Origin of the sequence: Pseudomaricurvus albidus, from assembly GCF_018863235.1 — a bacterium.
GTDB lineage: Bacteria > Pseudomonadota > Gammaproteobacteria > Pseudomonadales > Cellvibrionaceae > Pseudomaricurvus > Pseudomaricurvus albidus.
The window spans coordinates 77567-97755 of sequence record NZ_JAHKRS010000003.1 but is presented as its reverse complement, the minus strand read 5'-3'; the positions used below and the strand labels follow the sequence as shown (position 1 = coordinate 97755).

Annotated in this window: 24 protein-coding genes; 13 read left to right on the top strand and 11 right to left on the bottom strand. The window is 52.5% G+C overall.

Annotated features, from left to right (window positions below):
• Positions 1-126: 126 nt before the first annotated feature.
• A complete protein-coding gene (locus KOI40_RS06920; protein ID WP_216096754.1) occupies positions 127-1815 on the top strand; it encodes an FMN-binding glutamate synthase family protein in 1689 nt (562 codons plus the stop codon).
• Positions 1816-1850: 35 nt separating this feature from the next.
• Here KOI40_RS06920 and KOI40_RS06915 read toward each other — a convergent pair whose 3' ends face one another.
• The gene (locus KOI40_RS06915; protein WP_216096753.1) at positions 1851-3038 is read right to left on the bottom strand and encodes a hypothetical protein; all 1188 of its coding nucleotides are present in this window, start codon (positions 3036-3038) and stop codon (positions 1851-1853) included.
• Between the two features lie 17 nt (positions 3039-3055).
• Positions 3056-3628 (bottom strand): MiaE family protein, encoded by a 573-nt coding sequence (locus KOI40_RS06910; protein WP_216096752.1) that lies wholly within the window; start codon positions 3626-3628, stop codon positions 3056-3058.
• Positions 3629-3870: 242 nt separating this feature from the next.
• Here KOI40_RS06910 and fabV point away from each other — a divergent pair, with 242 nt between their 5' ends.
• The 8 genes from fabV to KOI40_RS06870 all read left to right on the top strand — a co-directional run bounded on the left by fabV (position 3871) and on the right by KOI40_RS06870 (position 11605).
• Positions 3871-5058, top strand: a complete 1188-nt coding sequence (fabV, locus tag KOI40_RS06905) for an enoyl-ACP reductase FabV (protein WP_216096751.1) — start codon at positions 3871-3873, stop codon at positions 5056-5058.
• Between the two features lie 185 nt (positions 5059-5243).
• Entirely contained in the window at positions 5244-6134 is an 891-nt protein-coding gene (locus tag KOI40_RS06900; protein WP_216096750.1) for an MBL fold metallo-hydrolase, read from the top strand.
• 41 nt (positions 6135-6175) lie between these two features.
• A complete protein-coding gene (locus tag KOI40_RS06895; RefSeq protein ID WP_216096749.1) occupies positions 6176-7219 on the top strand; it encodes an NADP(H)-dependent aldo-keto reductase in 1044 nt (347 codons plus the stop codon).
• A gap of 84 nt (positions 7220-7303) precedes the next feature.
• The gene (locus tag KOI40_RS06890) at positions 7304-7534 is read left to right on the top strand and encodes a DUF2789 domain-containing protein (RefSeq protein ID WP_216096748.1); all 231 of its coding nucleotides are present in this window, start codon (positions 7304-7306) and stop codon (positions 7532-7534) included.
• A gap of 220 nt (positions 7535-7754) precedes the next feature.
• A complete protein-coding gene (gene dapA / locus KOI40_RS06885; RefSeq protein ID WP_216096747.1) occupies positions 7755-8630 on the top strand; it encodes a 4-hydroxy-tetrahydrodipicolinate synthase in 876 nt (291 codons plus the stop codon).
• A 105-nt stretch (positions 8631-8735) separates the two neighbouring features.
• Positions 8736-9911 (top strand): NlpB/DapX family lipoprotein, encoded by a 1176-nt coding sequence (locus tag KOI40_RS06880; RefSeq protein WP_216096746.1) that lies wholly within the window; start codon positions 8736-8738, stop codon positions 9909-9911.
• A 14-nt stretch (positions 9912-9925) separates the two neighbouring features.
• Positions 9926-10681 carry an MBL fold metallo-hydrolase gene (locus KOI40_RS06875; protein WP_233710091.1) on the top strand — a complete coding sequence of 252 codons (756 nt, stop codon included), beginning with the start codon at positions 9926-9928 and terminating at the stop codon, positions 10679-10681.
• Positions 10682-11320: 639 nt separating this feature from the next.
• The gene (locus KOI40_RS06870; protein ID WP_216096744.1) at positions 11321-11605 is read left to right on the top strand and encodes a PilZ domain-containing protein; all 285 of its coding nucleotides are present in this window, start codon (positions 11321-11323) and stop codon (positions 11603-11605) included.
• 67 nt (positions 11606-11672) lie between these two features.
• Here KOI40_RS06870 and KOI40_RS06865 read toward each other — a convergent pair whose 3' ends face one another.
• The gene (locus KOI40_RS06865) at positions 11673-12215 is read right to left on the bottom strand and encodes a leucine-rich repeat domain-containing protein (RefSeq protein WP_216096743.1); all 543 of its coding nucleotides are present in this window, start codon (positions 12213-12215) and stop codon (positions 11673-11675) included.
• A gap of 236 nt (positions 12216-12451) precedes the next feature.
• Here KOI40_RS06865 and KOI40_RS06860 point away from each other — a divergent pair, with 236 nt between their 5' ends.
• From KOI40_RS06860 to KOI40_RS06850, 3 genes are all read left to right on the top strand, one after another.
• On the top strand, positions 12452-13105 hold the full coding sequence (locus tag KOI40_RS06860) for a YiaD family glycine zipper/OmpA-like lipoprotein (RefSeq protein ID WP_216096742.1): 654 nt from the start codon (positions 12452-12454) through the stop codon (positions 13103-13105).
• A 199-nt stretch (positions 13106-13304) separates the two neighbouring features.
• Positions 13305-13811, top strand: a complete 507-nt coding sequence (locus tag KOI40_RS06855; RefSeq protein WP_216096741.1) for a hypothetical protein — start codon at positions 13305-13307, stop codon at positions 13809-13811.
• A 5-nt stretch (positions 13812-13816) separates the two neighbouring features.
• Entirely contained in the window at positions 13817-14638 is an 822-nt protein-coding gene (locus KOI40_RS06850) for a class I SAM-dependent methyltransferase (protein WP_216096740.1), read from the top strand.
• Positions 14639-14645: 7 nt separating this feature from the next.
• Here the strand turns inward: KOI40_RS06850 and KOI40_RS06845 are convergent, their stop codons facing one another.
• From KOI40_RS06845 to KOI40_RS06815, 7 genes are all read right to left on the bottom strand, one after another.
• Positions 14646-14915 carry a hypothetical protein gene (locus KOI40_RS06845; protein ID WP_216096739.1) on the bottom strand — a complete coding sequence of 90 codons (270 nt, stop codon included), beginning with the start codon at positions 14913-14915 and terminating at the stop codon, positions 14646-14648.
• A complete protein-coding gene (locus tag KOI40_RS06840; protein ID WP_216096738.1) occupies positions 14915-15355 on the bottom strand; it encodes a PaaI family thioesterase in 441 nt (146 codons plus the stop codon). The genes KOI40_RS06845 and KOI40_RS06840 overlap by 1 nt, the downstream gene beginning before the upstream one ends.
• The gene (moaE, locus tag KOI40_RS06835) at positions 15355-15807 is read right to left on the bottom strand and encodes a molybdopterin synthase catalytic subunit MoaE (RefSeq protein WP_216096737.1); all 453 of its coding nucleotides are present in this window, start codon (positions 15805-15807) and stop codon (positions 15355-15357) included. Before moaE ends, KOI40_RS06840 begins: the two co-directional genes overlap by 1 nt.
• A 10-nt stretch (positions 15808-15817) precedes the next feature.
• Positions 15818-16069, bottom strand: a complete 252-nt coding sequence (gene moaD / locus KOI40_RS06830) for a molybdopterin converting factor subunit 1 (protein ID WP_216096736.1) — start codon at positions 16067-16069, stop codon at positions 15818-15820.
• A 44-nt stretch (positions 16070-16113) separates the two neighbouring features.
• Positions 16114-16593 carry a cyclic pyranopterin monophosphate synthase MoaC gene (gene moaC / locus KOI40_RS06825; RefSeq protein WP_216096735.1) on the bottom strand — a complete coding sequence of 160 codons (480 nt, stop codon included), beginning with the start codon at positions 16591-16593 and terminating at the stop codon, positions 16114-16116.
• Positions 16594-16779: 186 nt separating this feature from the next.
• Positions 16780-17394, bottom strand: a complete 615-nt coding sequence (locus KOI40_RS06820; protein ID WP_216096734.1) for a YceI family protein — start codon at positions 17392-17394, stop codon at positions 16780-16782.
• A gap of 121 nt (positions 17395-17515) precedes the next feature.
• Positions 17516-18226: an ABC transporter permease gene (locus KOI40_RS06815; protein ID WP_216096733.1), complete on the bottom strand. Its 711-nt coding sequence runs from the start codon at positions 18224-18226 to the stop codon at positions 17516-17518.
• Positions 18227-18429: 203 nt separating this feature from the next.
• On the opposite strand from KOI40_RS06815, the gene KOI40_RS06810 reads away from it, so the two are divergent.
• Entirely contained in the window at positions 18430-18969 is a 540-nt protein-coding gene (locus tag KOI40_RS06810) for a DUF2058 domain-containing protein (RefSeq protein ID WP_216096732.1), read from the top strand.
• Between the two features lie 2 nt (positions 18970-18971).
• Here KOI40_RS06810 and KOI40_RS06805 read toward each other — a convergent pair whose 3' ends face one another.
• The gene (locus tag KOI40_RS06805; RefSeq protein WP_216096731.1) at positions 18972-19985 is read right to left on the bottom strand and encodes an ELM1/GtrOC1 family putative glycosyltransferase; all 1014 of its coding nucleotides are present in this window, start codon (positions 19983-19985) and stop codon (positions 18972-18974) included.
• Positions 19986-20189: the final 204 nt, after the last annotated feature.

Here is a 20189-nt window from a genome sequence, read left to right as displayed (position 1 = left end):
CCTCCTCTTGAGAGCCTGCATTGCAGGCTCTTTTTGTTTCCGGCCTGTCATTTTGCTCCCGCCTTGTAAAAACGCCACTTAGCGACCAATCTTGAGGGAAGCTACTTGTTCACAGGAGCAGAGGGTATGCCAACGCTTTCCCATTCGGGGTTTTCCTTAAACGTTGAATTCAAACGCTACAGTCTGTGGATTTTATCGCTGTTGCTGTCGGTCGCGTGTTTGGCTCTTGTGTTGACCGTCAGCGGTTGGTGGTGGATCGGTGTGCTGATTTTTTTTCCGCTGTTTCTGTTGGGGGTGTATGACCACTATCAGGAAAAGTGGACCCTTACCCGTAATTATCCCATTGCTGCCCGCATTCGCTGGCTGTTTTATGACTTGCGACCCTATCTGCGAGCCTACATTGTGGAGGGAGATCTTGAGGGCAAGCCTTTCAGTCAGGATGCCCGGGATCTGGTGTACGCCCGAGCCAGAGGGCTGCCGGATACCGAGCCGTTTGGTACCAAGCGTGACACTGATTCCGGTGAATATCAGTGGCTCGCACATTCCATTATGCCGGCGGAAAAGCCGGAGGAAGAACCTCGGGTGGATGTGGGTAACGAGCAAACCAGTCAGCCCTACAGTGCGTCCATTTTAAATATCTCGGCCATGAGCTTCGGCTCCTTGTCGGCCAATGCGATTTCGGCTTTGAACAGGGGTGCCAGGCTGGGCAATTTTTATCACGACACCGGCGAAGGAGGTATCAGTCCCTACCACTTGAAACACGGTGGCGATCTGGTGTGGGAAATTGGTTCGGGTTACTTCGGTTGTCGGGACAGCAAAGGGCGCTTTGATGGCGAATTGTTTCGGGAATCGGCTTCGCAGGACGTAGTCAAGATGACCGAAATCAAACTCAGTCAGGGGGCCAAGCCCGGTCATGGTGGTATGTTGCCTGCGGCTAAGGTGACAGCGGAAATTGCTGAAGTCAGAAAGATTCCGGTACACGAGGATTGTATTTCGCCGCGTGGGCACTCGGCGTTTTCGACACCGGTAGAACTGGTGGAGTTTGCGGCCCGTCTGCGAGAGCTGTCCGGTGGCAAGCCGGTGGGTATTAAATTGTGTGTAGGACAAATTCACGAAGTGTTGGCGATCATGAAAGCCATGATCAAAACCGGTATTTATCTGGATTACATCGTGGTGGATGGGGGTGAGGGCGGCACAGGTGCGGCACCCATGGAGTTGTCAGATTATGTGGGTATGCCTCTGACCGAGGGCTTGATTACTGTGCGCAATGCTCTTGTTGGTACCGGATTGCGCAGCAAGGTGCGTCTGGCGGCCAGTGGCAAGGTGTTCTCTGCGGCGGGACTGGCTCGCAATCTGGCGCTGGGGGCCGACTGGTGTAATGCGGCCCGGGCGTTTATGTTTTCCATTGGTTGCATTCAGTCACAGCGCTGTCATCTGGGGACTTGCCCAACCGGCATCGCGACTCAGGATGCCGGTCGTCAGCGGGGTTTGGTGGTGGACGTGCAGGGGGAGCGGGCGGCGCGCTTTCATCGCAAAACGCTCAGCGCTCTTGCGGATATTGTCGGTGCGGCAGGGCTTGAGCATCCGCGGGATTTGCAGCCGCATCATTTGGTGCATCGGCTGGGTGCCACAGACTCTAAAGTGTTTGACCGAATTTACAAATTCCTGCCGGAAAACAGTTTAATCGAAGATGCCTGCGGTACTCATTACGCACACTGGTGGAAGGCCGCCAGCCCGGACAGTTTTGATCCGCAAATTGATCTGGTGGCGGCGCGGGCAACCGCGGTATGCGATCAGGAGAGCGATAACATTTAATGCACCAGGCCCTGGCCTCAAATCGCACCAGAGATTTATGTCATGGGGATGGGGGGAAAGCGTTCGGCCTGAAGAAACCGCAAAAATTTTAACGTGCGAAATGCATCCAGCCAGTGATGAAAATGTCTCTTCTTCCAGGCGGGGTCGGGATTTTTTTGCAGGTGATTAATACACTGTAAAAACTCCAGGCTCTGTAAAGCGTTTTGACTGAGCTCTGGCAGGGTTTGCAGTGCCTGTTCCAGTGGCTGGTTGTGTTCAATCGCGTCTTCAAATGTGTCAATGCAGGTTTTCAGATGATCAAAAATGGCTGGGTCGTAACTCAGTAAGGGTTGTCCGTTTTCAATCTGGTGCTGGATTTTTATCGTTGCCGGTCCCGTGCCAAACGGTACTCGATGAGACAGGCGGGGTTGCAGTGTAATACGGCAGGATACATGTTCTATGGTTCCCAGTTTCGCCAACTTGTTCAGCAGGTAAAAGTCTTCTCCTCCGGAGCGTTTGGGAAATCCCCGTGCCTGACAATAGTGTTTGTGGTTAATCACCAGAATGCTGCCGATGGTGTGATGGGCATAGGGTGAGCCGGCGTGTTTAAGGCCCATCACATAGTGGTGCAAAGTGCGCTCGTAGGCTTCGGTCGCCTGTGCGGTAATGTTGTCGCCACGTTGATGCTCAAAGTTGTAGGTGGCTGCTGCACTTGTGTCCAGTAGCGTTTGCGCAGCATCGAAATAATCTGCAGGTAAGCAGGCGTCAGCGTCGGTGCTGTGGATCCACGGCGAGTGTACCGCGCCATTGGCAATCAGCCGGGCGGCCAAATCACAGCCCAGTTTGCGAGCTAAACCCACGCCCTGTTTTTTCGGAATGGCTGTAGTGTGTCGATCGACACACAGAACACCCCATCGATCGTTGTCGTAGAGTGACAAGGCACCACTGCCGTCTTCACGGCTGCTTTCACTGCGCCAGACATTGGGCAGGCTTTCGGCAACGGATTCCAGCAGGGCAACGTTGGCCGGACAGTCTGCAATGTGATCCGGGCGATTCACCACAAGGATCAACAGTGGACGCTGTTGAGAGAGGGGGCTAGCCAGCAGTTTCTGGAAAAACTCCGGTGATTCGTCGTACGCGGGGATTACCAGGCAGTGATCGTAGCGCAGTTCCTGCGGCCAGCCAGCCAGCTCCGAAAGTTCCGGTTCGGCATGCTGGGACAGGTACTTTTCAACAGCGCTCATCAGAAGGCACTAAACAATTAATGCAAGGCTGCGCGCAGAGGCAGGGCTTTGATGATCTCTGCTTCAATGTTCAGCAGTTCATCCATGCGCTGTTCGATATCGCTTTGAGGAAAGTACTCAGCAGCAAGGTCTACAAACAGACGATTGTGTTTGGCCTCGGATTTGGCAATCGCGCGATAAAAGTCCTGCAGTTTGCCGGCGGGTAGGGCTTCACCCACCAGACCAAAGCGTTCACAGCCACGGGCTTCGATAATGCCGGCGGTCAATAAACGATCAAGAAAGTACAGGTCGCTGCCTTTGCGCATGACCTTCCGGAATTCGTTGACATAGGGGTCTTTTGTATCAGACCCCAGTTGCAGGCCCCGCTCTGTCATGATTTTCACCACTTCGCGAAAGTGGGTCATTTCTTCAATGGAAAGGTCGATCATGGCTTTGACCAGTTTTGTGCGATCCGGATAGTGAGACAGCATTGAAATGGCCATGCCCGAGGCTTTCTTCTCGGCGGCAGCGTGATCAATCAGAAAGGTATCCATATCGGCAATGACGATTTGAGTCCATTCGGCGGGGGTGTCGTAACGCAGTGTGAACATGGGTAAAGCCTGAGTGTTGCTGGGTGTTGGGCAGGCATTATAGCCAGCTCGGCCGGAAAATCAGACAGTTAGTTGTTTGCTCGGGAGGGAAATCACTGTTTTCTCAGGCGCGGGTGACTATAATAGCCAATCGTCAGGGCTGTAAAATGTCCCGCTACCAGGATTACAAATACTTATAAATCGAGGCAGGGGAAGACCCTATTTGCCCGTTTTTTCAGCAATCATTCTTACGGGATGGAAACATGATTATTAAACCCAAAGTTCGTGGTTTTATTTGTACAACGGCTCATCCGGAAGGCTGCGCAGCCCACGTTCAGGAGCAGATTGAATATATCAAGGATCAGGGTGCCATCGCCGATGCACCAAAGAATGTATTGGTGATTGGTTGTTCCAATGGCTATGGTCTGGCTTCACGTATTACCGCGGCTTTTGGCGGTGGTGCCAATACTTTGGGTGTGTGCTTCGAAAAGCCACCGACTGAAAGACGTACAGCTTCTGCGGGTTACTACAATACTGTCGCGTTTGAAAAAGCCGCCAAGGCCGAAGGCCTGTATGCCGAAAGCATCAATGGCGATGCCTTTTCTGACGAGTGCAAGGAAAAAGCCATAGCCCTGCTGAAAGAAAACATGGGTAAGGTGGATCTGATTGTTTACAGTCTGGGTGCTCCACGCCGTCAGGATCCGAAAACCGGTGAGGTTTACACCAGTGTCCTGAAGCCGATTAACGAAGGCTATACCGCAAAAAATCTCAACACCGACACGCTGACCATTACGGACATCACCGTCGAGCCGGCGACCGAAGAAGAAATCGCTTCAACGGTGAAAGTGATGGGTGGCGAAGACTGGGAATTGTGGATTGATGCCCTTAAACAAGCGGACTTGCTGGCCGACAAGTGCAATACCGTTGCCTACACCTATCTGGGCGAAAAGCTGACCTGGCCAATCTACGGTCACGCAACCATTGGTAAAGCCAAGGAAGACCTGGATCGTGCGGCCAAGGCCATCAACGAGCAGCTGGCCTCAGTCAATGGCAAGGCCAATGTATCCGTATTGAAAGCGCTGGTAACTCAGTCCAGCTCTGCGATTCCCATTATGCCGCTGTACATTTCTCTGGTGTACAAGGTGATGAAGGAAGAGGGGACTCACGAAGGTTGTATCGAGCAACTGTACCGCCTGTTCACCGAAGGGCTGTACACAGACTCACCACGACTGGATGACCAGAACCGCTATCGTATGGATAATCTGGAGCTGCGTCCTGAGACTCAGGCTAAAATTGAAGCTCTGTGGCCACAGGTGACAGAGGAAAACCTGTTTGAATTGACCGACTACAAAGGTTATAGCGAGGAGTTCCTGAAGCTGTTTGGCTTTGGTTGGGACGGCATCGATTACGAAGCCGATACCGATCCAATGGTAGAAGCCAACTTCAAATAAGTTGACCCGACAGCGGTCAGCTTGTTTGACAGGATAAAAAACGGCCGGTATTTCCGGCCGTTTTTGTTTGTTTGTCTGTCGATTCTGCCATTTTTCTATTTCGGCTTTCCCTTACTCCCCGGAAGTTGTTAGCCTTGTGTATCTACCGGTTCCCGATGAGTGGGGAGCCCGACGCAGGAATTACTATGGCTGATATACACACCACCCTGGTTCATTTTGATTTGATTTACGATGAGCCTGTTGTTCTGTCCCCGCTGGTTAAACGCATCACGGCCAACAACCCCAGCTCTTTCACGGGGCCGGGCACCAACACTTATCTTGTTGGTACTGATCGTTTTACCGTGATCGATCCTGGTCCGAACGATCAGGCTCACATTGATGCGATTCTCAAGGCCACCGACGGCAAGATTGACCGGATTCTGGCTACGCACGGGCACGAGGACCACTCTCCGGCTGGCAAGCCTCTGGCCGATGCCACCGGGGCTGAGATGATTGGTTTAACCGTCAATTCGGAACTGGAGCACCTGGACACGACATTCACCCCTGAGCGGGATGTTGAGGACGGTGAGGTTATTGATGCCGGCGATTACCAGATCAAGGCGATCTACACGCCCGGACACCTCAAGCGCCATGTCTGCTTTTTGCTGGAACAGGAGCAGATGCTGTTTGCTGGCGATCATATTATGCAGGGTGCCACGGTGGTGATTATTCCACCTCACGGCGGCACCATGTGGGAGTATCTGGAGTCTTTGAAAAAGCTTCAGGGGACCGGTATTCAGCTGTTGGCACCTGCCCACGGCCACTTGTTGTCAAACCCGGACAAGGTGTTTCAGGAACTCTATGATCATCGTTTGACTCGAGAAAACAAAGCCCTGGATGTGCTCAGATCACAAAAGAAAGGCACGGTCGAGGAGCTGGCGCCTCTGGTCTATCCGGAGGTGGAAGGAGACTTGATCAAGGGAACCCATATTGCCCTTTGGTCACACCTGCAAAAACTGGTGCATGACGGGAAAGCCAAGAAACACCACGAAAAACACTGGATTATGGGCGAGGAAATCTGGGAAATCCTTGAATAGTCACCTCGCACCGACCCGATCCCGCTTAGAGGAGTTTAGTTATGGAATACCGCCCACTGGGTAAAACCGATCTTAAAGTCAGTGCCATTGCGTTGGGCACCATGACCTGGGGACAGCAAAACAGTGAAGCTGACGCGTTTGAGCAGATGGATTACGCGCTGGAGCGGGGGATCAATCTTATTGATACGGCGGAGATGTACCCGGTGCCGCCTCGTCCCGAGACCCAGGGGTTGACGGAAACCTACATTGGCAACTGGATTGCCAGTCGTGGTACGCGCGATAAGATTGTTCTGGCCACCAAGGCCGCTGGCCGGGGAGACAACAATCCGGGGGTGAAGCATTTGCGCGGAGGCCCGCGTCTGAACAAGGAGCATATCCATCAGGCGATTGAATCATCCCTGCAGCGTCTACAAACCGATTATATCGATCTCTATCAATTGCATTGGCCCGAACGGAATACCAATTTCTTTGGCCGTATGGACTATCGCCATGACACCGACGACGGCGTGGAGATCCGGGAAACCCTGGAAGCCCTGGCAGAACTGGTGCAGCAAGGCAAAATTCGCCATGTAGGCCTGTCCAATGAGACTGCCTGGGGGGCTATGCATTACGCGTCATTGGCTAAGGAGTTTGATCTGCCGCGACCGGTTTCCATTCAGAATCCTTACAGTCTGGTGAACCGCACCTACGAGATTGGCCTGGCCGAGGTGTCCATGCGTGAGCAGATGGGGTTGCTGGCCTACTCGCCAATGGCTTTTGGTGTCCTGAGCGGCAAGTACATGAATGGTCAGCGGCCGGAAGGTGCCCGCATTACCCTGTTTGACCGTTTCACCCGATACACCAGTGCGCGTACCGACGCTGCGGTGGAGGAGTATGTAGGGCTGGCTCGGAAGTATGGTCTCGATCCCGCTCAAATGTCGCTGGCTTATGTTACCGGTCGTGAGTTTGTCACCAGTAATATCATTGGTGCGACCACCATGGAGCAGTTGAAGTCCAACATCGACAGTTGCGATATGGTGTTGAGCGACGAGTTGCTGAAAGACATAGAGCGAGTGCATAGTCACAATCCTAACCCGGCTCCCTGAGTGCCGGACAGGCGATCCATTGGAGACTGAGATCACTGTCTATACTGATAGGCATCAATCACCAACCGTGAGGATGACGATATTATGGATACCAGTTTGCACTCAATGAACAGCTTGTTTCAACAGCTTGGACTGCCCCACGATGACGAGGATATCGAAACCTTCATAACCCGTCACCGACTGGATCAGGGGCAGATGTTGTCAGAAGCTACGTTCTGGAGTCCCAATCAGGCTCGGTTTTTAAAAGAAGCCGTTGAAGAAGATGCGGATTGGGCCGAAGTTGTGGATCAGCTGGATGCCCGTTTGCGCCACTGACTCGGTCAGTGCCGCTGAATAGCCGGTCGTTGAGCGGCTTCAGGTCTCCGCCGGGCTGGATTAGACAGATCTCCCCGCCTTTTCAGACAGGTTTTTGCTCTGAAAAGGGTCTTTCAGGGCGCTAACCCCATAAAAATAAAAGAAAATGATCGGGGAACTTGTGTCGGGGTAAGGGCGTCAGTAACATTACGCTTTTGCTTTACCCTGACGGAGATAGTGCATGTTTCAAGGCAGTATGGTTGCCCTGGTTACCCCAATGATGGCAGATGGTCAGCTGGACTGGGAAGGCCTCCATAAATTGGTAGATTTTCACCTTGAAAAGGGCACGCACGCGATTGTCGCAGTGGGTACCACCGGTGAATCCGCCACTCTGGATGTGGATGAGCATTTGCAGGTCATCAAAAAGGTTGTTGATCAGGTCAATGGCCGTATCCCTGTGATTGCCGGTACCGGCGCCAACTCCACAAGCGAGGCGATTGAGCTAACCCAGTCGGCCAAAGATGCCGGTGCAGACGCCTGCTTGTCTGTAACCCCTTATTACAACAAGCCGACTCAGGAAGGTTTGTTCCTGCACCATCAGGCCATTGCCAAAGCCGTGGCTCTGCCGCAGATGCTCTACAATGTTCCCGGCCGTACCGGTGTGGACATGACGCCCGAAACCATTGCGCGCCTGTCGGCAGTAGACAATATCTTCGGTGTCAAAGAAGCCACTGGCGAGATGGATCGTGTTGAGTGGCTGATGGCCAATACTCCGGATGACTTTATCATTGTCTCAGGGGATGACCCGACCGCCGTAGAGTTGATGCTGTTGGGCGGTAAAGGCAACATCAGTGTTACCGCTAACGTTGCGCCTGCCGAAATAGCCCGTATGTGTGAACTGGCTATTGCCGGCAAGGCCGATGAGGCTCGCGCACTAAATCAAAAACTGGTGCCGGTGCATAACGCCATGTTTGTTGAGTCCAACCCGATTCCTGTGAAGTGGGCCGTGGCCGAGATGGGACTGACTCAGGCGGGCTTGCGTTTGCCTCTGACGCCTCTGTCAGAAATCTACCACCAGCAGGTACGTGACGCGTTAAAAGGTGCGGGGTTGCTCTAGGCTCCCGCAGCGGTAATTTTTCTAGCTCCATTGACTCTGAAGCTACCGGACTCTGGAAGTCGTTGGATTTCCGAAGCTTCACAGAAAACAAAAGATGAAAAAATAATGATGAATCGTTTTATTGTTCGCGCAGCGGTGTTGGCTGTGGTTGGGGGAATAACAGGTTGTAGTTCTCTGTTTGGGCCGGAAGGTTATTTTCGCGATCGTGGCGATGATTATCTGAATGCCGATGTCATCGATCCGATGGCCTTGCCGCCGGGGGTCTCCGAACAGAGAGTTCAGCAGCTGTATATGATCCCGACGATCCAGAACAGTGAGGTGGACTTCAGCGGAGAATTTGAAGTTCCGCGTCCCCAATCCCTGTCGGATAACGCCTTTGCGGACAAAGTAAAGATTCAGAAACTGGCCGATCGCCGCTGGATTTTGGTCAGTGCGCCTCCGGCACAGGTTTGGCCACAAGTACGCGGTTTCCTGTCACGAAATAGCCTTGAAGTCGTATACACCGATGCCACCAGTGGTGTTATTGAAACCGGCTGGTTGCGCTTTAAAGGTGACGACGACACCAAGGACAAATACCGACTGCAAATTGAGCAGGGAGTCCAGCCGGACAGCACTGAAATTCACGTGCTGCACATGAGTGTGGACAAAGATATTCCTGGCAGCGGGCAGGTCAACTGGCCTACTCAGTCTGTGAATCAGGAACGTGAAACCTGGATGATGGATGAGCTGGCTGCGACCATTGCCAGTGACACCGGCAGTGGCCAGGCAGCGTCTTTGCTGGCTCAGACAATTGGTCTTAGTGACAAGGTGAGCCTGGATTCCCGCGATGGTGAGCCCTTGCTGCAGCTGTCCCTGGCTTATAATCGTGCCTGGGCTACTGTCAGTCACGCAGTTCAGGAAGAAGGCTTCACCCTGTGGGAAAGCGACGACGCTGTTGGTGTCTTCTACGTGAACTTCGATCCGACTTTTGAAAAAAATGAAGATGAGCCCGGTTTCTTCAGTGGCATGTTCGGCGGTGATGACGTTCAGCAATCTTCCCCTTACAGCTTAAGTGAAGTGCTGGCTCATCTGCAGCTGGAAAATACAGCGGAAAACCGCAAGATTTTCAACAGTATCAGCAGCACCGCCGCTGAGCCGCTGAAAGATGTGCCAGGTTATCTGGTGGTAGTGCGTGGTCAGGGTGAGGATGTTCAGGTTCGCATCCGCGACGGCTATGCCCGCAAGCTGCCGGTACGTGACGCCAAGAAACTGCTGAATGTTATTCGCCACAACCTGATTTAACCGGAATGGCTGTCATGAGGTTTGCGTCGCTGGGCAGTGGCAGCCGCGGTAACGGGACCCTGGTGTCCTGGAAAGATCAGTTATTACTGGTTGATTGCGGCTTCACCATCAAAGAGGTGGAGCGTCGAGTCGAGCGTCTGGGGCGCCGTGTGACCGAGATTACGGCTGTGCTGGTGACTCATGAACACGCCGATCATCTTAAAGGCGTCCCCCCTCTGGCGCGCAAATATAATCTTCCTGTCTACATGACCCCGGGCACATACCGTAGCCGGGATCTCGGCAAACTCCCTTTCCTGCATCTTATCGAAGGCTATCAGCCATTCCAGCTGGACGATCTTGAGGTGCTGCCGGTTGCGGTTCCTCACGATGCGCGGGAACCGGCCCAGTTCGTGTTTAAGGCAGCGGGCAAGCGATTGGGGATCCTCACAGATCTGGGGAATATCAGTGCACACGTTGAAAATCACTTTTACGACTGTGACGCCCTGTTGCTGGAAGCGAACCATGATCCACAAATGCTGGCCTCCGGCCCTTATCCTCCCTCTTTAAAGCAGCGGGTGGGTGGCCCCTGGGGGCATTTGAGCAATCAGCAGGCGGCAGGGTTTCTGGCGCGAGTTAATGGTGAGCGCCTGCGACATCTTGTGGTGGGCCACATCAGTCAGAAGAATAATTCCCTTGAATTGGCGAAGCGTGTGCTGGCGGAAGTCACTGCACAGATTCCTGCTGTTGAATACGCCTGTCAGGACGAAGGCTTTGATTGGATCAGCGTATAGAACCGAATGATTATTCTCTGAATTACCTTTCTAAGGCTCCTGAAAAAGCCCCGTTTTAGGGCGATTTTAGGGTTTAGTTGGTACACACTTTCCAAATTCTGCCGTTGCAACCTGTCATACCTGACATGCTTTGTCCACACCTGTAAATCTTTTTTAACAGTCCTGTATCGTTTGTCTTGAAATTTCCTGAAGTCCTTTTAAAAAATATATAACTTATTGAAAGCTAAAGAAAAACCGGTCGATGATCATTAACTGGCCACTTTGTTCACATGGCTGTAATAATGGGGCGTAGGGCAAGGTGTGCAAAGCTCATTCACAGAGTTATCCACAGCAATGGTGGATAAGTGGGCCTGTTTTTCTGGTTTTTGCAGTCAGTGCGTGGCGATAGGGCTTGGTTGGTGCCATCATTGTGCGAATGGTTTGAATTGTTCAGACAGGCTCCAGATACGAATAATCAGAATGACGGTACTCTGCTGAAGTCGTTAGGCCTTTTCTGGAGGTATTTTAAGCAGGCCAGAATGGCATGACTGATCGGTAAAGAGCCATTAGCCAATTTCTCAGGCCAGCCTGTCTTTATTGATATTCCTATTTGTGGTTTGATTGGGTGACAGAAGATAAGCTTGGGCATAAGGAGCAATAATGATCGTGGAAGATGAACGTCGCAAGTTTGACCGGAAGCCAGCGTCAATCAGAGTGGAAATGACTCACCCAGCTTTTGGAACCATTGTGGGGTTTGCCCGGGATGTCTCGGATGGCGGCGCCTCGGTACTTATCGAGAACCATCAGATTCCCCCGGTTGGAACCGTTGTCGACGTGCGTTTCAAGAAAATGGTGGGGCCCATCAATGATGAGCCCGTCAAAATGCAGATCATGCACCACCATCGCAAGACGGCGGGGCTTATGTTTGTTCCAGACCCCCGTTAAGACTTTATTCAGCCCGTTTGCGTAACACTGTACCTGGACTGCCGGTAAGCCCGAAAGACGGATGAGCTTAGCGGCATTGCTCGGGCAGATGCAGGGAGACAGAGCTGATTTCCTTCAACTGTTGAAGATCCTGACACACCAGATTGGGGTTGTTTTCCAGATTGACCTCTTTCAGTCGTGGCAGGTTCAACAATTCCGGCACTTGAGTTAAGAGGTTGTCGTTCACTTTCAGTACCTCGATTTTGGACAGGTACTGAAGCGGTTTGAGGCTGGTTAGGCCATTGTTTTCCAGATTGATTTGTTTCAAGCCCTGGAATGACTCAATACCCTTTAGACTGCTTAACCCGGCGTGACTGCAAATTAATTGAGTAACTTGTTCAAAAGAAGTGAAGTTGCCGTCTTTAATGATTTGATCGAGGCACTGCTTGAGGCGAGGGTCTTCGGTATCGAAATCGGTCAACAGCGTCGGAGGGGTATGAACAACGGTTTCATTGAGTGTCATTTGATATTGGTTGCAGGCGCTCAAAGCTACTACCACCAGGGTTGCAGGCAACAGACGGACAGTCCGTAGCAGGGTGGTGAAGCGGCCGGTATGCAGGGGAAAATTCATCGGTGGTCTCATGCAATGTGTCAGTTATATTTTCGTTGCGTGGCGATTGTATCAAGTCGTTGTCGGAAAAGCGTGGATGAATTCGCAGGCGGTTTTGAAAAGACTGGTAGAATTGCGCGGCATTTTAGAGGTTTGAGCAAAGGCTGCGTTTCAACCAGATGATTGGACGGCTGTTTATGTATCATTCTGATTTATCGTATTAACAATAGAAAAAACCATTAATTAAGGAGAAAAACATGTCGCGGATACTGATTGCGCTGTTTACGGTTCTGGCTGTGGGCTGTATGTCTACAGATCCATACACAGGTGAGCAGAAAACCAGCAATACGGCGAAAGGTGCAGGTGCGGGTGCGGTAGTAGGTGCAATTATTGGCGCAGCGACCTCAAGTAAGGACGATCGCGGCAAGGGTGCATTGACCGGCGCAGTTGCCGGCGGTGCCATCGGTGGCGGTGTCGGTTTTTATATGGACAAACAAGAGGCTCAACTTCGCAGTCAATTGCAGGGCACGGGGGTTCAGGTGCGTCGTGAGGGCGATACCATCCGTCTGGTGATGCCAGGTAATATCACGTTTGATTCCGGGCAGAGTGCCATTCGCAGTAATTTCTACCCTACGTTGAACTCTGTGGCTGTGGTACTGGCTGAATTTGATCGCACGGCGATTCGCATTACGGGTCACACCGACTCCACAGGTGGTGCTGATCTGAACCAGCGTCTGAGTGAAGCTCGCGCTGACAGCGTCAGACAGTATCTGGTGTCTCAGAAAGTCGCGTCTGGTCGGGTTCAGACTGCAGGCTATGGCCCGCGTTATCCCATTGCCAGCAACGATACGGCGCAAGGGCGTGAAGCCAACCGTCGCGTAGAGCTGGAGTTATTGCCTCTGGATCGCTGATTCAGCGGTGAAATAAAGCTGTCAATCAAGGACAGCAATCTTCCTTTGCGGTCGGAGTGTGTGTTCGGGCATTGCCCGGCCGCAAAGGGCAGGTTAAGCTAGCGCGCATTCAAATTGACCGCTGGTAGTGAACTGGATGAACAATCTGATGAAAACCTGGACGAAAAGGCTCTCGCTGTCCTGCGGTGCAGCATTGTTTATGCTTATGTCCACGCAGGTCTTCTCTGTTCAATCCCATTCCCCGTCTTCCTCTTCAGCAGAAAAAAAGACCACCAGAGCACTGGCCGAGCAAGTCGATGCTGTGGCACTGGTTACCATTACACACGTCAGTAGCCTGGTGAATCGCGGGATGAGCATGCCCGGATTGTTGTCAGTGGAAGCCTTTTCATACCAGCTGGAAATTGAGCGTCTTTGGAAGGGGGATATCCCCGTGGATGCTGAGCTGAAAATCAGCCTGAAGAATTGCTCCCGGCCCTTGCAAAAAGGCGAAAGCTATTTGGTGTTCGGCGATATGACGACCATCCAGTCTGCCTCCCTGACCTCTCTGGAAGAGTCTGCCCCTCTGGATCCAACCGCCTCCCGGACGTCTCTTGAATGGGTGGCCAAGAGCTGCGAGCAGGTTATTCCCAAACTTCAGGCCAGGCAGGATATTGTGAAATTGGATCGGCTTTATCCCTCCCGGTTGGCCCGGCATTCTTCGCCTTAATCACCATGTCTGATTTAACTTCTCCCCAGGCGATCATCTGCTTGGCAGACGAGTACCGGACAGATGCATTGTCCTTGGCTTTGCGTTTGGGCTTGCCGGCAGAGTTGGTTTGTCACTCCAGTTCCAACAAAGATCTTCCTGAGAAGATGAAGTCGCTGGAAGGATTTGTGTTATTGCTCGGAGAAGAAGGGGTGTCACTACAACCTCTGGGGAAAAAAGCCCCCGGACCTACCCGTGTTGACTTCGAAGGTGGCGCGGTTGCGCATCGGCGAAAGTTTGGCGGTGGTTCCGGGCAGATGATTGCCAAGGCGGTGGGTATAAAGGCCAGTCGGCCGTTAAAAGTGCTTGATGCTACTGCAGGACTGGGTAAAGATGCGTTTGTGCTTGCCTGCCTCGGTTGTGAAATGATGTTGTACGAACGCAACCCGGTGGTGTCGGAACTGCTGGCTGATGGTTTGCGGCGTGCCAACCAGTCACTGGATCCTGAGTTGCAGTCTATCGCGCAGCGAATGTCCCTGTCTGCCGGGGACAGTTTGCAGCAGCTGGCTGACTCTGAAAGGGTGGGTGTGGTGTATCTTGATCCGATGTTTCCTGACCGCAGCAAGTCCGCCAGTGTAAAAAAAGATATGGCAGCGTTTCATCAGGTGGTTGGTAAAGATGAAGATGCTGATCAACTTTTGCCATTGGCAAAATCGGTCGCTGAGTACAGAGTGGTGGTCAAGCGGCCGCGCAAGGCGCCTTTTTTGAATGACGAGTCGCCAACTTATCAGCTGTCAGGAAAAACCAGCCGCTACGATATTTACGTGAATCGCAAACTGCCCGATTGATGTCGGCTCAGTCGCTGAAGAACTTAACCAGCCGGCTGATCATCATCCTGACTTGCGCCATCATGGCGATCAAAAAACCGAACCCGCCAATAAACAGACCGGCGAGCAAGACCACTTCTTGCAAAGCCGATGCTGTCATTGCTGCAGCACTGGCATAGATCAGCATCCCGCCGAAGAAAAACAACATGGCGCCCAGCTTAAATTGCTTGAAGCTTTGAGCCAGTGGGGCCGAGTAGTGTTGTTTCAGGCGTTGTAGCCAGGTGGGATTGTTGGACATTACCATTTGCGAAAGAGTTTGATGACGCCGCTGGCGGTCAGTACGGGTTGGTCGTCAACAAGCAAGCGGCAACGGGTAAAAGCAATGTTTTTCCCCTGTCGGGTGATTTCAGTTTCGCCAATGATTAAATCACCTTCTCTGGACGGGCCGATAAAATCACTGTTGCAATTGACGGTGACCACCGTCTCCATCTCTTCCGTAAATGCCGCCATGCACAGGCAATAATCGGCAAAACTCATCAGAATACCGCCATGGGTACTGCCAGACATGTTGCAATGATGGGGCTGGACACGAAAAGCGGTGTAGCAAATACCCTCTTCTCGGTAGTAGAAAAAAGGGCCGACAAAGTCTTCAGCGGGGTCACCGGGATAATGTTGAAAATGTTCCGGTATGCCATAGTCTTTCGGGTTAAAAGAACCCTTGGAGGTCTTTGAGGACATCAGTTTTTATTCCAGCGTTGTGCAGCGTCAGTGTCGGAGCTTCGGGCATCAACCCAGCGTGACCCCTGATCGGTTTGTTCTCGTTTCCAGAACGGCGCCCGGGTTTTGAGAAAGTCCATAATGAATTCGCAAGCCGCGAAGGCATCGCCCCTGTGTGCGCTGGAAACGCCGACAAAAACGATCTGGTCACTGGGGTGCAATTCGCCCACGCGGTGAATGATCCGAACGGCTTGCAGTTGCCAGCGTTCTTTGGCTTGATTGACGATGTTTGCCAATACCTTTTCGGTCATGCCGGCGTAGTGTTCAAGAAACAGGGACTTTACATTGTCTCCGTCGTTAAAGTCCCGCATCAGGCCTACAAAAGTGACGATTGCGCCTATGCCGGGGCCGTCCTGACGCAGGGTTTCGTACTCGTGTTGCAGGTCAAAATCCTGTTCCTGGACAAGGATCATATTCGTCTCCTTAGCCGCCGGTAACCGGGGGAAAAAAGGCCACTTCCTCGGAGCCGCTCAGTGGCGTTTCCCAGTCGACTACCTGTTGCTCTACGGCCACAAAAAGCCCTGTGCTGTGCAAGGCTTTTTGCCAGTTGTCACCGCGCTGGCACAAGTGGTCTCTCAGTTCTCCCACGGTGGCAATACCATCGGGTAGGGGAAGGGTTTCTTCGTGGCAGTTGAGATCTTCCCGCAGGCGGGCGAAAAAAAGTAATTTAAGCATGGAGTTCACCTCTGACGTCTTCAGTCGATCACCGGGGCAGTGCATTAGTCCTGTGCCTGCCAGTGACCGGATTTACCACCTTGTTTTTCCAACAGGCGAACATTGCCAATAATCATCCCCTTGTCGACAGCTTTACACATGTCGTACAGGGTCAGGGCGGCGACGGAAGCGGCAGTCAGGGCTTCCATTTCGACACCGGTCTGGCCGCGCAGTTTACAGGTGCTTTCGATGCGCACCTGATTGAGTTCGGGTAAAGCTTCCAGCTCCACCTTGATGGAGGTCAGCATTAGCGGGTGGCACAGGGGAATCAGGTCCGAGCACTTCTTGGCGGCCTGGATCCCTGCGATACGTGCCACGGCGAATACATCGCCTTTTTTGTGACCGCCATCGACAATGAGCTGCAGGGTTTCCGGAGTCATGGTGACAAAGGCTTCAGCCGTGGCCTGACGCTGACTGTCGTCTTTCTGGCCAACATCGACCATGTGCGCGTGGCCCTGGCTGTCCAAATGGGTGAGTTTGCTCATAGATTCTCGCAGAAATAGGTAAGACGGACGTGCCGTATGATCGAGGCTCTCAATCTTAATTGTGTGGCGATATATGATACATCAACTGGCTGAAGATGCCCTCCCGTGCTGGTTGAGAGGGCAAAGTTGCCTTAGCAGAGCGGCTAAGGACAGAAAGGGCACCGCAGGGTGTGCGGCGCACAGGGCTTATTTGGCGTCGAAAACCAATTCTGCAGTGACAGGAACAGCCAGACTGATGGACGGCAGACCCGCCAGTTGTTTCAGTTCGTTCACGCCTTCAACCAGCTTGAAATCCGCAGCGTTGAGGATCACGGGCTGCTGGGTGGCGACTTGCAGTTTGCCATCGGTCAGGGCGGTTACCTTAACGGTAGCGGGTACTGTGTGGCTTTGGCCGTGCAGGCTAAGAGTCAGAGACAGGTCCTGAGCCAGGGTTTCGCCGGGTTTCAGGGCTTTCACTTCCGAGGTGTCTACGGTGCCAGTCAGTTCGGCTTTAGGGAAAGCGCCGGCGTTGGACAGCACCTTCAGCAGACGTTCATCGCGAATTTGAATCTTGGTGTCAACGCTGGACAGATCAATGCTCAGAGCTACTTCGCCACTGTCTGACAGGGTGCCAGAGATGCTTTTGAAGGTGTGTATTTCAGCGACAGTGGATTTCTTGACAGAGATGAAGTTCAGCTGCGATTGCTCATTATTCAGGGACCAGTCAGCGTGGCCAACGCAGGAGAAAGCCAATAGGGACGAGGCAACCAGTGCGGTTTTCAGGGTGCTGGCGGTGCGGGTAACTTGTGGTAAAAATGTCATAGTGTCCTTCCTGTCTCGTTCAGATAATGGCTTACGCAATGTAAGTTGTCATGGATTGGTAATATAAACCAAGCGTGCTGCTGTGTGAATGAAGCTAAGACACCGGTTTGTTACGTTTTGTTTAGCTGATGGGAGTGTCTCTTTTCTCTTGGCGAGTCAGGTACAGCAGAAATATTGCGATACCCAGGCCGCTGGAGCCCAGCAACATGGCCATGATCATGATCTGGTAGCGCACGGCAATCAGTGGTGATACACCGGACAGGATCTGGCCAGTCATCATGCCTGGCAGAGCGACCAGGCCTACCGCCAGCAGACTGTTAATCTGAGGGATCATGGCGGTATTAAATGCGGCAAGACGAGCCTGGTCGGCGGATTGATCTTGCAGGGTCTCTGTATGATAACGTTCGGCACAGAGGCTGATGGCGTTCATGGTGCTGGCGAAATACATGCCGGCCAGAGGTATCAGGACATTGGGCTCGTACCAGTGCTCAACTCCCAGCACCATTTTTAAAGAGAGAAACAGATGCAGGACCACTGACACCAGCAGTGCCACTGCTGCAGCCGGGAGATAGCCCGGAAGCCCTTTGACGGGGCGGATCGAAATCCAGGCAGCGGCAGAGAGCATGACCGAGATCACGCCCAGACTGATCCATGGGGATGGATTGCTAAACAGAAATACCAGCAGATAGCCCACACCAATCAGTTGAATGACCATGCGGGCGCTGGACACCAGCACGTCTTTCGGGCTGCTGTGCCACAACAGATAGAGGCCGCAGACTGCGGCGACGGGGGGCAAACACCACAGCAGATTCCACCAGCTGATTGTCGTCATAATCATTCCGATTGCGTTTAGTTTGAAAAGCGGTCTATACGGCCGGGTTTTTACTGATAAAATGGCGCTAGTCTGACACCATGTTCAGCCATGTACAGATAGTTCAGCAGTATCGCTCAGGAACACAACCTGAGAAAGGCCCGTCAGTCCCATCAGGGTTCAGCAGTATCAGTAAACACCCCAGAAAGACCCAGGAAAGACCCATGAGTTCTTTGCAAGATCAATTAATGAAAGCAGGTTTAGTGGATGCCAAGAAGGCCAAGCAAACTCAGAAAGATAAGCGTAAGGCGGCGAAGATCCAGCATAAGTCCAAAACGGCAGCTGTGGACGAGACCAAGTTACAGGCTCAAAAAGCTAAAGAAGAAAAGGTAGCCCGCGATCGCGAGTTGAACGCACAGCGCAAGGCTGAGGCGGATCGCAAAGCCATTGCGGCTCAGATCAAACAGTTGATCACGCTCAACGCTCAATCCAAGGGCGGTGGTGATATTGCCTATAACTTCACCGATGGAAAACAGATCAAGAAAATCTATGTATCGGAATCGGTACAGGATTTATTGATCCGCGGTCGCCTGATCATTGTTAAGCTGGGTGAGGGGTACGAGCTGGTGCCTTTTCCGGTGGCGGAAAAGATTGCCGAGCGAGACGAGTCTGTGGTGATTGCGTTAAGTACTGCTCAGGATGCCCAGACAGAAGAAGACGATCCTTATGCAGACTATCAAATCCCTGATGATTTGATGTGGTAGCGTCAAAAAGACGCCCACTGTTGTAAAGGTTCTATGATTCGGTTGCGGTAGCTCGCATAGTCCAGTCCCTGGCAATCCAGTGTGGGTTGCCACTCTTCCAGTTCAGCGATATTCACCAGTTGCAGGTATTTCTCGTCACAGAATGTGTTAATGGCATTCAGGTGACGGGCAGATGGAATTAGCCGCTTGGGTTGCAGTCCCACAGCAGGGCGCCCGCTGCTGATGACTTTGCTCAGCATGGTGAGGCTGTCGGTCGTACAGAAAGTCCTCTCGCTGCAGCCCAGTATCGGGGTAATGTCTTCTTCGCCTGTCAGGCTGTAAAAGCACGTGCGAGCGACATGCACCACATCCAGATGTTTCAACAGAAAGTCTTCTGCGGTTGCCCCGGTACGCGGAGAGGTAATGAGCAGCCATTGGATGCCGTGTTGTTCGGCCAGATGGTTGAGGCCGTTGGCGAGCTGACGCCAATCGTTTTCACAGTATCGGTAGCCACTGCCTTCTCCACCAATAAAGCAGCTCCAGTAACGACCATTGCCCAGGCGCTGCTTCAGGTGATTGCCTTCATGATTGCAACGTTCCGGTGAAATTGTGGTTGGAGCTATGACTGTGGCAATGGCGTTTCGATGACTTCCCCCTTTCAGGGAAAGGTGTGCCGTGGTGTGCCTTGGGTTAATGCCGCACAGAGAACCGATAAGAATGTTGCGGCAATGCAGCTGTTTTGTCAGTGCGACATTGAGGGGGGCAATCTCTGCTCCGAAAGAAATCACCAGATCCGTATGTGTTGGTGTGTACTCCAGTTCGTAAGCTTTCAGCACGGCGCCGTAAGCCAGAGGGAGGTGTGACTGACACAGTTGTCGCAGCAGAGTGCGTGATGCAGGCCACTGAATCTCGGCGGCACATTCCTGAATGTCTGCCTGATGCTGGCTGGCAATCATATCGGCCAACCCTCTGGATTGATTCAGGTGTTCGGGGACAGAGTCGTGGAGTATGGTGATGCGTAACGGTGAGATTGTCATGGTCGTGACTCATTTGCTGGTGCGGTGTTGCTAACGCTGACGAATGAGCGGCTGGCAATGCTGGTTGAACCTGAAGTCTCTGACAAAAAACTCAGAATTTCTTGTGGCAGAAGCAGTCTATTTCTTTGGTGCTAACGTTTTGTGTCAGTTAGGTGTCAGTTGTGTGTCAGGAGCGTTGGGCTGGCCGACTACCCTTTAATCCAG